The organism is Gardnerella coleohominis, from assembly GCF_002896555.1.
In the GTDB taxonomy this organism is placed as follows: Bacteria; Actinomycetota; Actinomycetes; order Actinomycetales; family Bifidobacteriaceae; genus Bifidobacterium; species Bifidobacterium vaginale_F.
In genome coordinates this window covers 1-15,872 of record NZ_MNLH01000001.1, presented here as the reverse complement: position 1 = coordinate 15,872, position 15,872 = coordinate 1, and the positions used below count along the sequence as shown (strand labels likewise).

Genomic DNA, 15,872 nt, shown 5'->3' with positions numbered 1-15,872 from the left:
CACATAAATCGGAATAGCGAAATTTATTCGTGCAATACTAAACGTGTAGTACTAAACGTAAATAATTAAACAAGAAAACTAAACGTAAATAATTAAACAAGAAAACTAAACGTAACGAATTAAACGCAGCGAACCAAACGTATAGAACTAAACATAGAAAACTAAACGTAGAAAACTAAGCGCAGAAAATTAAACGTAACAAGCACATCGTCATTGATGCGTTTGTTACAAAAATGGAATAAAAACGTAAAAATAGAATAAAAAATATACACAACTGGGGCTGAAATCCACTATAGCCTTAAGAATTTCACTATAGCCTTGCGAATTCCACTATAAATTATGAAATCCACTATAGCTTTACGAAATCCACTATAAATCGCAGTGAATTCAACTATAGAATCGCAGTGAAATCCACTATAGCCTTGCGAATTCCAACCCCAGTCGAGTACTCACTTACTTGCGATGAGCGCGATAGAAGCGAATCAAGCTCTGGGTAGAAGCATCCTGAGCTGCCAAAGCTTCATCATCCTTAGAAATTGCAGGAGTAATCTGCTTTGCAAGCTGCTTGCCAAGCTCCACACCCCACTGATCGTAGGAATCCAAGCCCCAAACAGTGCCTTCAACGAAGGTAATGTGCTCGTAGAGAGCAATAAGCTCGCCCAAGCTAAATGGAGTCAAAGCATCGCCGAAGATAGAGGTGGTTGGACGGTTGCCCTTGAACACGCGAGCTGGCACAATCTCTTCTGGAGTGCCTTCAGCGCGAACTTCGTCAGCAGTCTTGCCGAAAGCAAGAGCCTTAGTCTGTGCAAGATAGTTACCCAAGAAGAGCTCGTGCACATCCTGATCGCCATCCTTAGTAGGATTTGGCGTGTTCACGAAAGCAATGAAATCAGCTGGAATAAGCTGAGTGCCCTGGTGAATCAACTGGTAGAAGGCGTGCTGGCCGTTAGTGCCTGGTTCGCCCCAGAAGATTTCGCCGGTTTCGCTTGTTACAGGAGTGCCGTCCCAGCGCACAGACTTACCGTTGGATTCCATGGTGAGCTGCTGCAAATAAGCTGGGAAGCGGTGCAAGTACTGATCGTATGGAAGCACAGCGTGAGAAGCAACCTTGTAGAAGTTGCGGTACCAAACGTTGAGCATACCGAGAAGCACAACAACATTCTTCTCGAATGGAGTCTCAGCGAAGTAGGTGTCGATTGCGTGGAAGCCCTTCAAGAACTCTTCGAAACGCTCTGGGCCGAGAACAACAGCCAAAGAAGTGCCGACAGCGGAATCCACAGAGTAACGACCGCCAACCCAGTTCCAGAAGCCAAAAGCGTTGGTTGGGTTGATGCCGAACTCTTCAACCTTCTCAAGGTTGGTGGAAACAGCCACGAAGTGCTTAGCAACAGCTTCAGCCTTCTTTGCGTCGCTTCCGTCAATAGCACCGCACTCCTGGAGCTTGTTAAGCAACCAGGTGCGAGCAGTACGAGCGTTGGTCAAAGTCTCCAAAGTAGTGAAGGTCTTGGAAACAATGATGAAAAGCGTGGTTTCTGGATCCAAATCCTTGGTCTTTTCTGCCATATCGTTTGGATCGATGTTGGAAACGTAGCGAGCGCTAATACCAGCGTCAGCATATGGCTTCAAGGCTTCGTAAACCATGACTGGACCCAAATCAGATCCGCCAATACCAATGTTTACAACGGTCTTGATGTTCTTGCCGGTAACGCCCTTCCAAGCGCCGGAACGAACTTCGTTAGCGAAATCGTAAATGCGACCCAATACTTCGCGCACGTCTGCAACAGTATCTTGACCGTCAACAATGAACTTGCCAGCATCCTCTGCAGGACGACGCAAAGCAGTGTGCAAAACTGCACGATCTTCGGTATTGTTAATGTGCACGCCGGTGTACATTGCCTTAGTGCGCTCGTCAAGCTTAACTGCCTTTGCAAGGTCAGCGAAAAGCTTAAGAGTTTCAGGCTTAATCAAATTCTTAGAAAGATCGAAGTGGAGATCTCCAGCTTCGAAGCTCAACTTATCCACGCGATTTGCATCCTCGGCAAACCACTTCTTCAGGCAGACGCCTTCTGATTGCAACTCGTCGTAATGCTTCTGCAATGCAGCCCACTCTGGGGTTTTTACGGCGTCAACTGGCGGATTGATGGCCATTGTAAGGTCCTTTCATATTCTGTAACGTGACGTGATGTGCGGTTTATGCCGCTCTATGGCAAACCGCTACTATGACAGATTCCGTTCGCGCACGTATATCGTATATATAACGTATAGCGCTATGTAACGCATAACGCATAAATAACGCTATATAAGCCACATAACTGATATATAACGGATACATAATGTATAACGATATATAACGGATATATAACGATATATAACGCGCGCAACGCAACTATCGCATCACAATCATCCACTTCACAAGATACTCACAAAAGAAGACAGAAGTACACGAGATTCGAACGTAACATCACTACTAACTCACTACCAACGCGATACCAACTCACTACTAACACGCCACCAACTCACTACTAACACGATACTAACGCGATACTAACGCGATACTAACTCACTACCAACTCACTACTAACACGCCACGCAGTAGACAAATCTAAAAAAATATAGTAAGCTTTCGTATTCGTGCGCGAGTCGCGAATGCTTCTCGGGCAACATGCCACTTTAGCTCAGTCGGTAGAGCGTCTCCCTCGTAATGAGAAGGTCGACAGTTCGATTCTGTCAAGTGGCTCTCTAGCCCGTTCGGGTGTATAAATATTTTATTTGTATTGTCCGATAGGCTTTACTTAGCGGATTTGCTATATGCTGATTCACTAACTGTGGATTTGCTATGTGATGAATGCTGATCTGCTGGTTGCTGATTGACCGGTTGGCGAATTGGCTAGATAACGCGCGAGTGGCGAAATGGTAGACGCGCAGGATTTAGGTTCCTGTGTCTTACGACGTGTGGGTTCAAGTCCCATCCCGCGCACTTTGTGAGACTTAAGCGGATATGTCTCATATTCCGCTGAGATTTTTTTATTTTCCATCACCAGTTATGTATTAAGCGCATATGCCTGAAATATACATTGACACCACATATAACACCACTTATACTTTTATAAAACCTTTAAAAATCAGCATAATATGAAATCAAATATGACTAAAACAAATAAAGCTAGCAAAAATATCACTCACAAAAACAACGCCAAAACACTCACAAATAAAACACTCAGCTACTACATGTCACTCCCATACAAGCTGGAAATTGTAAAAGATCCAGATGAAGGCGGTTTTGTGTCCTACTACCCTGATTTACCAGGATGCATAAGTTCGGGAGACTCAGAACAAGAAGCAGCAGCAAATGCGCAGGACGCTAAGCACGCTTGGCTTGAAGCAGCTATTGAAAGCAAAATCAATATAAAAGAGCCATCTCACACTGAATTAAATGACTATTCCGGACAATTCAAATTGCGTCTTCCTAAAGAATTACACAGACAGTTGGCTGAGCAATCTCAAGCAGAAGGCATAAGCATGAACCAGTATTGCGTATATCTTCTTTCGCAAAATAACGCTATTGAACGCGTGCTTGAGCGAGCGTAAAAATAAATACCTAGATATTTGCTAGCAATCACCAGCAATTACTTGCAATGCAACTTCAATGCCTCGAAGCATATCATCTAAACTCATAGAACTCGTACTCGGCTTATCAAGAATCTGCTCAGGCAAATACGGAACGTGAATGAAACCGCTTTTAATCGGCAATTCCCTAGTCTGGCAATAATGACAAACACTGTAAAGCACGTCATTGCATACGTACGCGCCCGCAGAAAAAGACACAGACGCCGGCAATTTCGCTTTATTCAAAGCTTCAACTATGTTCACAACTGGCAAAGTCGCTTTATACGCCACATCGCCATCTTGCACAACAGGCTCATACCAAGGCTTATATCCACTATTATCCGGTATGCGCGCAGCTCTACAGTTAACACCAACATACTCGACGTTAAAACAAGCAGAACCGCCAAATTGCCCTAACGAAAGCACAGCATCAGGGTGAACTTCCTCTATTTTCTCAATAACTTTTTGCGCGCCCTTGTTAAATTCCGTAGGAATCTGCAAACGAACAAGTTCCACGCCCTCAGGCGCATGCACTGATTGCGCGATCTCCCACGACGGATTTATAGACTCATTATCAAACGGCGTAAAACCAGTAATCAAAATACGCATTACAATACCCCCTCATACAATTCTCACTTTATCAAAACATTAAAACGCATCACAAAAACTGTACATATGTGAATGTCGTTGTATATAAACTGTATACAAACTGTATATAAACTGTATATAAACTGTATATAAACTGTATACAAACTTCAGGATTCTACTACGTAATTCATGTTCGCAAAAAAGATTAGTGGTAGTCATATTGTGAAATAACCCACACTCCCCACAACACGCACAAAATCAAAATTGGTAAGACTCACATTCATGTAATAAGATTGTGCGCTAGATGTGCAATCACGCTGCAGCGTAAATTAAACAAAGTAGTTAACACAGCACATAACATAATTTAAACAGAATTCAACAGAATTTAGCGGAATTAAATTAAACTAAATTAAATTAATTTCAGCAGAATTCAACAGAAATAAACAAAATTAAAACTAGATTCAACGACGAAAAGAGATTACCGATGACCAAGATTATTCAGATTGGCGCAAATCATGCTGGCACTGCCTGCGCTAACACCATTTTGACCTACCCAGGAAACGATCTTACAATTTACGATCAGAATAGCAATATTTCCTTCCTTGGTTGCGGCATGGCTTTGTGGATTGGCAAGCAGATTCAAAGCAGCGATGGGCTGTTTTACCAAAAGCCAGAAGATTTCGTTAAAAAAGGCGCTAAGGTAAATCTCGAAAGTAAAGTTCTAGACATTGATTACGCAAAGAAAGAAGTAACAGTCGAACTTAAAGACGGCACCGTTATTCACGATTCTTACGACAAGCTGGTTCTCGCTACCGGTAGCCTTCCAAACAAGCCTCGCATTAAGGGCATTGACTTGGAAAACGTGCAAATGGTAAAGCTTTTCCAGAATGCTCAAACTGTTATTGCAAAGCTTCAAGAGCGCGATTTCCATAATGTTGTGGTTCTTGGCGGCGGTTACATTGGCGTGGAACTTGCGGAAGCTTTTAAGCGACTTGGCAAGAACGTAACTCTTATAGACATGGAAGACCATATTCTTAACGGCTACTTTGACCCAGAGTTTTCCGATAATTTGAAGCAGATTATGGAAGATAAGGGCATTAAGTTTGAGCTTGGTCAAACTGTTGAAGAGATTGTTGGAGATACTGAAGTCAAGGCTGTTAAAACCAGCAAGGGCACTTACGAAGCCGACATGGTGATTTGCGCTATTGGATTCCACCCAAATGTTGCTCTTGGAAAAGATCACTTAAAGCAATACGAAAATGGCGCTTTCCTAGTTGACAAGAAGCAGCAAACTTCCGACCCAGACGTGTACGCTATTGGCGATTGCGCTACAATCTACGACAACGCTCGAAGCCGCGTAAACTACATTGCGCTCGCTACTAATGCCGTTCGAAGCGGCTTGATTGCAGGCCACAACGTTTGCGGAACTCCTGTAGAAACTGAGGGCGTGCAAGGCTCCAGTGCAATGATGATCTACGATTACAAGCTTGTCTGCACTGGTTTGAGCTTGACTGCTGCTCAAAAAGAAGGCATGGACGTTGATTACGTTGATTTTGAGGATACTCAAAAGCCTGCGTTTATGGAAGTTGAGAATCCAAAAGTGAAGATTCGCATTGTTTACAAGAAGGATACTAAGGTGATTGTTGGATGCCAATTGGCTTCTAATTACGATATGTCTGCAGCAATCCACCTGTTCTCTCTTGCTATTCAAAAGAAAGTCACGATTAAAGAGCTTGCTTTGTGCGATATCTTCTTTATGCCTCACTTCAACCAGCCATACAATTACATTACGATGGCAGCTTACACGGCTTTGTTGAAGGGATGATTAATATCTGTAATCTTTGATGATTAATCTATGCTAATTAAGTTTCTGATTAATCTCTTCTGATTAACTTCTGCGATTAGCTTAAATCGCGTTTATTAAACCAAGCAATTTGTTCTATAATGGAGCGGTTGCTTGGTTTTTTAATCATCCGCGCACAAATCGCGAACTAAAACGCGCATATTAGCGTAAGACGTACAAATTAAAACAAAGGAGTCTAGGATGAAACAGCTCTCTATTAAGCCAACTATTCACAAATTTGAAAATACGCGCGATTTTGCGCAAGAATTTAAGCTTGGCAAAGACGATTTGGTTATCACAAACCAGTACATTTGGGAGCCTTATTTTGGCGATTTAAATCTTGATTGTAATGTGATTTTCCAAGAAAAATACGGCAAGGGCGAGCCGAGCGACGCAATGGTTGATGCGATTGTTAGCGACATTCACACTACCCCAAAGCGCGTGATCGGCATTGGCGGCGGCACTGTTTTGGACATTTCCAAGGTTTGTGCTTTGAAGCAAACAAGCCCGCTTGAAGATTTGGTCGACGGCAAGATTCCTGCGCAAAAAGGCGCGGATCTTATTCTTGTTCCAACTACTTGCGGCACTGGTTCCGAAGTTACGAATGTCGCCGTGTTCTCTCTTACCAAGCGCAATACGAAGAAGGGTTTGGCGAACGATGCTTGCTACGCTACGGATGCGGTTCTTATTCCGGAATTGTTAAAGAGCCTTCCAGATTACGTTTTTGCAACCAGCTCTATTGACGCTCTTACCCATTCGATTGAATCCGCGCTTTCCCCTATTGCAACTGAACTTACAAAAATGTTTAGTTACAAGGCTTGCGGACTTATTTTGCAAAGTTATATGCGAGTTGTAAAGGAAGGTAGCAGCGCAAAAAGTCAAGTTGTAGGCGACTTGGTTTCGGCAAGTCTTTACGCTGGCATTGCGTTTGGTAACGCTGGCTGCGGTTGCGTGCATGCGATGGCTTATCCGCTTGGCGGCACTTTCCACGTGGCTCACGGCGAGACGAATGCCGCGCTTCTTACAAGCGTTTTGCGCTACTATGCTAAGCACGACTACGAAAACAACGATAGCGCAGAAAGCACTGAACTTTCGAAGCTTTTCGACTTTATGGCAAATATTCTAGAATGCCAGAAGGCAGACGTATTAGACAAGCTTGACGAAGTGCTTAACACGATTTTAACTAAGCACAGGCTTCACGAGTATGGCATGAGCGAGGATATGATTCAAAGCTGGGCTTCAAGCGTTGTTAAAGAACAGCAGCGACTTTTGAAGAATTCCTACATGCATATGGACGAAGCTGCAATTGCCGAAGTCTACGCGTCTACTTTCTAAAGCTAAAGTCAGATGCCATATTTATGAAGTAGCTAAATTAAGCGAGCTTCTCCCCGAATTTGTTTACTTACACGCCCCAAAAGTAAACAAAACCAAGAACACCTCCCCGATTTTGTTTACTTACAAGCACCATAAGTACACAAAACTAAGAACACCTCCCCGATTTTGTTTACTTATCCGGCGTGTTGGTAAACAAAACCAAGAACACCTCCCCGATTTTGTTTACTTATCAGGCATATAAGTCCACAAAACTGAGCGCGACGACACACTCGAGCGTCAAATTCACCAATCAAGGACACTGGTGCAGAACGCGTACTGCGCCAGTGTCAAAAGATAAGCAAAATCTGCCCTGCCTTCGTCTTTACTGACTCAGGCAAACCTCGCTCGCGTTGAAAGCGCACTGTGCTTCACAATTAAGCCAAATCACGCTTACAGCCACACAATTAGATGCTTGGCGCGCAAAAGCTTGTTACGACGGCGATTGCGTATTGTAATCACAATCATCGCTACGAGAATAGACGTGCAGAACGCCATTGCAATCACGAATAGCGTCATCCAAAGCGGCCATTGCACGCGATCCTCCGGCGACTTCACGAGGTCCGGCAGCACGCGATAACCTGTCACCAAAAGCCTATGCGAGTTCACACCATACGGGGTACAGGTAAGCAGAGTCGCCAAATCGCTCCCCTTTTCACGCTGAAGCAAGCTTATATCGTGCGGCTCAACCACATTGATTCTGGACACTTTGTATCGCAAAGTCTCGCCTTGCACGTCAAAATAGAAAAAGTCGCCCTTCTTTAAATCCACCAAATCATCAAACATTGTGGCATCGGCAAGACCGGTGTGCGCCGTCACAACAGAATGACGATTCTTACCCCCAACCGGCAAATCCGTGCCATACAAATGACCAGCACCATGCGCCAAAACCTTTTGCGAACTACCGTGATAAACAGGAAGTTTTACACCAATTTTTGGAATTTTTACGATACCTATAATGCCCATCGGCTCATCAAGCGCCTTGAGATAACGCTTATACTCAGGCGTATTAGCTATATCCTTTTGACCATCCGGACCATACGGATCCGCAGCAAGCTTGCTTTCGCGCGTTTTATTGTAAATCTTTGCGGAACGAATGTGTGCGCGGCGAACTTCACTAGCCTGACTGTGGTTATATTTGTCGTACTCGTTAGAAATTTCCTTCGATACGCGATTATTCCAAAGCGTTGACGCAACAGGATACGTAAAGCACAAAATTCCTGCCAGCACGAATGCGATTGGCTCGATAATGCGGCGGAGCTTGGATTTTTTATGCGATTTTTGCTTAGGCTTCTGCTTAGATTTTTGCTTACTAGTGGCAGATTGCGCGGAAGAGTTTGAGTCTACAAGATTAGTTTCGGAAGTAGCAGTTTCGACTGAACGAGTTTCAGATGCAATAGTTTCAACAACACTAGTTTCGGAAGCTATAGTTTCAGATGCGATAGTTTCAGCAGCGCGATTCTTAAAAAGCTTGCTTAAGACAGGAGCATTAATAAGGATTTTGCCGAGGAAGGCATATACTTTAGCAACTGCATCGTTCAATTTCATGCTTCCTCGTTTCGTTGGATTTAGATTTGATTCATGATTTATTTATTTTTTGCTCGCTAGCTCGCTTACGAAACTCACCCTGAATGTCCAATGGACTTTCAACGCAAGCGAAGATATGGCTGTGGCGGTGAGGAATAAGGATTGCTTGTCTCGCAGACGTTACGCTCTCGTACAGTACATGGTTTTTATGCTTGTGCTACTAGTGTTTGGATTCTTAGTTAAGTTTTGATTCCCAATAGGATTGGATTATGTGAAGGTCTGTTTAGAATCGCTCCACTCTTATATTGCTCGACCAAGCAATCCTTATCCCTCACTGCTACTTTGTATGCACACATTGGCGAAAAATCTCAAATCTCTGCCTACTTGGTAGCAAAGCAGATTCCAACCAAACCCTCACTAAATCTAGCGAATCGACTTGCATAAGAGCTTGGAACACATGAATATTGGAGCCGAGAGCAACAAGTCGTCCCAGCTCCAATATTTATGCCATCAATCAGGCAGCCAATCGATCACGCGACCAGCAATCACACTGCCATAAATCAGGCAGCCTGCTGCTCCTCATCATTCTTGCGATTGCGCAAGAATATGAACATTCCAACAGCAACCAAGCACATGCCAGCCAACGCGAAGATAATCACGCCATAAGCACCTGTCTTTGGAAGTTTGAACCAGAAATCACCCTTGTTGTCAGGGATGTTCACAATCTCAATCTCCTGAGCAGCATCATTTGCACTGCCAGAAGTTAAAACAACTTCATGCACTTTTTCGGAACGAGTGTAATCATCTGGTGCTTTAACCTCAACAAGATAAATCTTGGTAGTATTATCAGTGATTTTAGCCACGTAATCTTTAGTGACACCACTATTGCCAGCATTAGTACCTGTAGTTGTAACAGTAGCTTCACCAGCATTGGTTTGCGCAGTATCAGTAAAGCCCCCTAAGGCATTCTTACAATTATCGGCAGTATTTGGGTCAGCTGCACATTTCTTGGCCTCATTTTCATCTGCAAATGCCTTGAATTCAGCCTTGTTAAGAGTCTTTGATTTATCAGTTGCATCGACTTTCTTAATGTGGAACTTGCGGAATTCAGTTGTTGCACTGCCGCCAGGAGTTGGCTTTGGTTTAATGCCATCACCGTGACCAGGAATAAAGCCAGACTTGTTTTCAAGAACTTTGTTATTGCCAACAAAATTGCTCAAGTCTTTTGCTAACTTAAGCTTTACCGTAACAAGAATTTCTACTGGTTTTGTATTAAGTTCATTAGCTTTTTTAGCTATAGTATTGAGACCCTTATTATCAGTAGTTGTGAAAGTAACTTTGATACGCTTTCGATTCGCGTCAACTCCATTGCTAGCATCTTTACTTTCTTCAGAAAGAGTGTAGTCCTGATCTTTAGTCATAGGATTATTTTCATCTTTAATCTTAACTTCAGTAATTATGCTTGTATCAACAGTTTGATATGCAGCAGTTAAAACGTCGTCGTAGATGGCGAAATCTTGCAAATCGTTCTTAGTAAGTTCCTTATTGTCATTAGTTGACTTGGTCTTATTTAGCTTGGCACTAATTGTATAAGTAATCTCATCGCCAGCGCCAACCATCTTAGTGGTGTCTGCTGTCTTAGTAACACTATCCTTAGTGTAAGCGTTCTTAGGTTCAACAGTTACATCGTAAGTATAAGTGTTATTTGTGTTGCTCTTTTCTCGAGTAATCTGCGGAACTGTCACATAGAATGGAGCTACGTCATTCGAATAGTCATCTGCAGCCTTAGTTTCTTCGACCTTATACAATCCAAGTTCAAGACCATCGAATTTTACTTGACCACTAGATTCACCATTTTGACCTGTGGTTTTAGTTTTTACATTAGACGCGCCTTCTCCTAATTCAATTTTGGCTCCGGTTTCGTCATGCTTATTTAATTTATCAACTACAGATGCAACAGTTACCCAATCATCATATTTTTTAAGATCAAAAGTAGAATTATTAATTTTTGAAACTTTTGTGATCTTAAATTCCGCACCATCAATAGGCGTAGCTTTCTTTTGAGAACCACTATCATCAACTTCGTCCTTAAACTTCTTGATGGTAATGGAGCCCTTCTTGGTATTAGCTTGATCACCAAGAGACCATGGAGCCTTTTCAGCCGCCCAAGCAGAGTTACCAACCACCACGGCGCCAGCGACGCACAGAGTGCCAGCCATTGCGAGCGAGGCGAATGCAGCCACGCATTGTTTAGTGAATTTATTCACTTTCTTCTCCTTTGTTCGGTGCCCTTTAAGGGCAGGGTTTGGGAAAATACGTTTATTTTTTATTGTTTATTGGTTTATTTTGTGTTTTATTTATTGGTTTGTTTATTGTTTTATTTATTTTGTGTTGCGCTTTACGTTACGCATCACATTGCGCGTCACATTGCACCTTGTGTTTCACATAACATTGCGCAACAAGTTTTAGCGAGAATCGCAACGCAATCTTGCAGTCAGTTACATCTTGCGACTAACCAGCCAGCAGGATTGCGTGCAAATTTTTTCATCAGCATCGCCGCCTTTCGCTACGTCGCCTTAAAGCGCGAAGCTTTTTGGCAGTTTTGCAGATGAAATCTTTAATTTGCACATTGCGAATCAGTGTCTTTAGCAACGACTTCTTACACAACAAAGCCTTGGGAATCGCTGCCTTACGCAGCAACATCGACTTACGCAACAACACAGCCTTACGCAGCAACATCGACTTACGCAACAACACAGCCTTACGCAGCAACATCGCCTTGCTAAGCAACAACATCTCAAGCATCGCGCGCCCCCACTTGGTTTGCTCAAGGAAGAACCCGGCCGCCATCACGCCCGTGCCAATCACACACACAACACTCATCACGAGATTCCAGTTCACGCGATCATGCCCGCCGGTCTTTGGCAGCGCGAATTTGTCAACAACAGTTACTGGGAAGAATTTGACAGCATAGTCAACGCCACTCTTGTCGGTAAAGCCAATAGCCTTAGCAAAGTCATTATCAGTAACGCTAATCTTGCTATTCTTAATAGCATTCTTATACTTACCCAAATCCGTAAGCTTCATCGCAAGCACAACGCAATAATATTTGCCAGACTTCGTAGGAGCTTTGCTGCTGGTGATAGTTCCGCTAGCACGCTCCATCGTTCCGCCAGTGCTATCGAACAAAAGATACTTACCTTCAGGATTGCAGCCATCACCTTTCTTACCACTCTTACGACAAGTTTCCTGCTGCTGGAAGTCCGCATGATCCCACGACTTCTGCCAATTAAGCTTGAAGAACAGACTATCTAGATTCTCACTCCAGGTATGAGTTGCACTCTTTTTAGCAGCATCATTGTCGTCTCTACACAAAGCTCTAAGCGTAATGCCTTCAGGCTTGGCCGTGGACCACGAGTCAATGCCCATATCCTTCAGCAAGCCAACGCCTTTCATAACAACAATTCCGTTCGTGCTGTCTACAGGCCCAGTAAACTTGCCATTTTCATACTGCTTGTAAATGTCAAGATGCAAATCACCGTCGTTAACAGGCAATCTAGTAACCTTCACCTTTGCGTACACAGGGTGACCGTAGTTAATCGAATCTTCCTGATCCGTGGAACTTCCGTCCGGGTAGTGCACAACAACCTCAGCCCAATACTCGCCCTCATCCTGCCACTTATCAGGCCTAAAAGTAACGGAGCCTTTGCCGGTAGCATTCTTATCTTTTGCTTCTAACTTACCTTCAGCTTTATTGTCTTCGCCGCCTTCAAAATTCGCCCAAGGCAAACTTTTTGATCCAGAGTTACTAATATCGCCAGCCTTAACAAAGCGCTTAATACTAAACCACGTGCCTTTAGGCAAAGGAACATCATCTTCAACTCCGCCCAAATCATCTTCTGAAACGCCATTAGCGGTTACTTGCTTGCCGTCCACTGTGATATGCGCATAACTCTTTGGCGTTGAAGAACTGTTATCAGTCTGATTTTTAAACGCACCGGCTTGAACATTTGGAATTTTTACGTAAGTCGGATTGTATCTTTGGTTGTCTTTAAGCTTGACGCTAAATTTAAAAGTATTATCCGCCCATTGCGCAGTTCGCTTAGAGCCAGAGCCATTATTATAATTCGCTCCAAAATCGAACAATTTACTATGATTCTTTGCATTTCCTGCTTCAGAATCAAACTTTTTTAACCAATCAGATCCTTCATGGAACGCATATACTTTGCACTCGAAATTGCCACTCTTCTTAGGCTTTCCATCAATTACCGCGCGCGAACGCTCCAAAGTGTGTACATTGTACGAATCGCTAATAAGATAGTTGTAAACAAACGGCTCAACATTGCATTTTCCAGTTCTCTTACACTCTCTTTCCTGGCTCTCGCTAGCATGATCCCACGAATGATAATCCGTAAAGCGTAGACCATTGATTGAACCAGAAGAGTTCTTACCGCCATCAGGAGGAGTAAGTACCGTAAAGCTTTTGTTATCATTCTCTTCGTGACACACAGCACGGAATTTAATTTTCCCAATGCCATTCCACGACCACGAGTCGAGTACTATCTTTTTATCTGCGTCAATTTTACGTATATTTTTATAGTCGTTTTCACTATAGCTACGATATATTTTGTGATCACTCTCGCTACTATTTGAATCATGCATACCCTTGCCTTCATGAAGGTCAAGGTGTAAATCGTTTGCTATCGGATCATGCCTAGTAACTTTAACTGGAGCATACACAACGCTTTTTTGCTTATCATCCTTAGTTTTTCCACCATTGCAAACATTGCCTGCGTTCGAGTCTTCAGAAGTAGATCCATCTGGATACTTTACAATAACAGGAGTGTTATAAGGATTTGCACGCGGGTGAATAACTTTGCTTGGCGCAAAATGTACGATGCCATCTTTTTCATGATTTTTACTAATATCAGACCAAGACAGTGTCTCATCACCTATTGGCTCATTTCCGCCAAAATAGTACGTATTCCTTTTCGGCTTATTATTACGCACTAACTCGAACTTTGTGTCTTTCGGAAAGTAATTTTTACCGTACTTTGCAATAGTATTACTAACTAAAACACTATCTGTATTACAAGTTTTAACCTCGTTAAAAGGCTTCTCGCTATCCTTACCATTATTGAAAATCTCGTTAAAATCTGCTTCTGTTTGATTGTATTTAGGACTATACAAAGAGGCTTGAGGAAGCACGCGAATTGTGAGAGGGTGACTTCGTACAATTCGATTATTACCATAATCAAGATTGAATGATCCAGGCGCTGGATACTTGATTTCTATAGAAAACGTAAGCAGACCATCGTCCTGTCCGCGCGTTTTTCTTTTCCAATCCGTAGGCAAAGGATTATATGTTACTTTACCTCTGTACCGATCTATTTTGACGCAACCCTTATCCCTGCTAACATTACAACCGCTAGAAGTTCCGTTATCTTCACGAACACCACTAGGTAATTTTCCATTAAACCTGTATTCTATGTGTTTTTCGTCAATCTTTACAGGCAAATCTGTTGTTGTAAGGTTTTCAGTATCTTGGCTAAATGTATCTAAAATTCCACCTTTTTGTTTAGGATCTCCAAACCAATTAGTGTTCCAGTTTCCCCTACTACCCCAATCAATTATTTTTGAAAAAGGTTTAACGTTTATAGTTGTTCCATACGTAGTAATTGGAACATTATCGGTCCAACCGTAATCAGTTGCAGTACTGTTTCCTGGCTTTGAAAAATCTTTAAGCATATTGCGCCTGTACACAGGGTACTTAATCTGATCAGTGTCATTAGGATGCATGGAGTATCTATAACTGAGATTATCCGGTATACCGTCACCATCACTATCGAATGGACCAATAATCATAAACTTATTTTTGCGACTATTACCAGCACCCTTGCTTCTATCTCTTTCACTTGTAAACCCTGCAACTATAGGCATGCGATAGAGATCATCTGCAGAATGATTATTATCAAATTTTGCTGTAATTCTCCAATGATACTCAGGAGAAATTGCAAAACCTTTCCCATAGTTAATGTTTATTTTATCGAAAAAACCTACTCCAAACTTTCCTTCATTTTTCCACGCGTAGAGTTCTTTTACTGAGTACTTTGTTGGAATGCCATTTTTCATGTAACTTATATGCGACATTTGGCCAGCGCCAACACCTAAATCTCCACTTGCTGGACCAACACTATTATTCCAAGGACCGTCACATGTAGAACTAAAATCACAAGAATTAGCATTATTATAAATATTGAGATAACCTTCATGCGCGCGTTGAAGATGAGTTCTCTGCATACGATCTCTGTCGAAATAATACTTAATTCGTTCCACAGTTATAGAGGATTTATCAAGACCATTTGGAAGAAAAGCATACAATGTTGGATTTGTTCCAAAAGGACGGTTTATTCCAGAATCATCAGCGAAATTTTTTCCGTAACTAGATCCTAATTGCCTTTTGTCATAGCCTTTAGGATTAAAGATAATCTCCCATGTTATTGACTTATTATCTTGGGAAACTTGTGGATTAATATATACGTCTCGCTCTGCAGTTGTTGCGTCATTTGATGCCTTGCTGATTGGTTTGCCATTGTTATCTTCGGTTGTGGCAGCGAGATAACCGTAGCCACCGTATCGCCAATAAATATCGTAGGCGCCGGCTTTTTCGGTTGGGAGCATAATAAAAGTTGCGAAAAGTGTGGCGACGGCGATTAGGAGCGCGAGGATTGCGCGGTGGGATGTTGTGTGTGCTGTCGAGTATGCGCGGTGGGATGCTGGGCTGTGGGATGCTGTGGGTGCTGCCGGGCGGGATGCTGGGTGTGATGTCGGGCGGGATGCTGGGCTGTGGGATACTGTGGGTGATGTCGGGCGGGATGCTAGGTGTGATGTCGGGCGGGATGATGTGGGTGGTGCCGGGTTGGTTGTTATGGGTGAT

General features: G+C 42.9%; 9 protein-coding genes and 2 tRNA genes. 6 read left to right on the top strand and 5 right to left on the bottom strand.

From position 1 onward, the window contains the following. Positions 1–453: 453 nt before the first annotated feature. Positions 454–2,148, bottom strand: a complete 1,695-nt coding sequence (gene pgi, locus BFS05_RS00055; protein WP_103084051.1) for a glucose-6-phosphate isomerase — start codon at positions 2,146–2,148, stop codon at positions 454–456. Positions 2,149–2,664: 516 nt separating this feature from the next. Between pgi and BFS05_RS00050 the strand changes: the two genes are divergently transcribed. The 3 genes from BFS05_RS00050 (at position 2,665) to BFS05_RS00040 (ending at position 3,588) form a co-directional block, all read left to right on the top strand. Beyond that, positions 2,665–2,737 (top strand) — tRNA-Thr (locus BFS05_RS00050). Between the two features lie 159 nt (positions 2,738–2,896). Then, positions 2,897–2,977, top strand: a tRNA-Leu gene (locus tag BFS05_RS00045). Positions 2,978–3,144: 167 nt separating this feature from the next. Continuing rightward, a complete protein-coding gene (locus BFS05_RS00040) occupies positions 3,145–3,588 on the top strand; it encodes a toxin-antitoxin system HicB family antitoxin (protein WP_103084050.1) in 444 nt (147 codons plus the stop codon). Positions 3,589–3,609: 21 nt separating this feature from the next. Here the strand turns inward: BFS05_RS00040 and pcp are convergent, their stop codons facing one another. Then, positions 3,610–4,215, bottom strand: coding sequence for a pyroglutamyl-peptidase I (gene pcp, locus BFS05_RS00035; protein WP_103084049.1), 606 nt, complete (start codon positions 4,213–4,215; stop codon positions 3,610–3,612). 463 nt (positions 4,216–4,678) lie between these two features. Here pcp and nox point away from each other — a divergent pair, with 463 nt between their 5' ends. After that, on the top strand, positions 4,679–6,019 hold the full coding sequence (gene nox, locus BFS05_RS00030; protein WP_103084048.1) for a H2O-forming NADH oxidase: 1,341 nt from the start codon (positions 4,679–4,681) through the stop codon (positions 6,017–6,019). 219 nt (positions 6,020–6,238) lie between these two features. Further along, entirely contained in the window at positions 6,239–7,372 is a 1,134-nt protein-coding gene (locus tag BFS05_RS00025; RefSeq protein ID WP_103084047.1) for a 4-hydroxybutyrate dehydrogenase, read from the top strand. A 429-nt stretch (positions 7,373–7,801) separates the two neighbouring features. On the opposite strand, the gene BFS05_RS00020 is transcribed toward BFS05_RS00025, so the two are convergent. From BFS05_RS00020 to BFS05_RS00010, 3 genes are all read right to left on the bottom strand, one after another. After that, on the bottom strand, positions 7,802–8,956 hold the full coding sequence (locus BFS05_RS00020) for a class C sortase (RefSeq protein WP_103084046.1): 1,155 nt from the start codon (positions 8,954–8,956) through the stop codon (positions 7,802–7,804). Positions 8,957–9,495: 539 nt separating this feature from the next. Continuing rightward, complete coding sequence (locus BFS05_RS00015) at positions 9,496–11,202, bottom strand: SpaH/EbpB family LPXTG-anchored major pilin (protein WP_103084045.1); 1,707 nt, start codon at positions 11,200–11,202, stop codon at positions 9,496–9,498. 280 nt (positions 11,203–11,482) lie between these two features. Next, the gene (locus BFS05_RS00010) at positions 11,483–15,616 is read right to left on the bottom strand and encodes a hypothetical protein (RefSeq protein WP_103084044.1); all 4,134 of its coding nucleotides are present in this window, start codon (positions 15,614–15,616) and stop codon (positions 11,483–11,485) included. Positions 15,617–15,684: 68 nt separating this feature from the next. Here BFS05_RS00010 and BFS05_RS06900 point away from each other — a divergent pair. Then, positions 15,685–15,872, top strand: a 188-nt coding sequence (locus tag BFS05_RS06900) for a hypothetical protein (RefSeq protein WP_219726406.1), incomplete at its 3' end; no start/stop codon positions are given.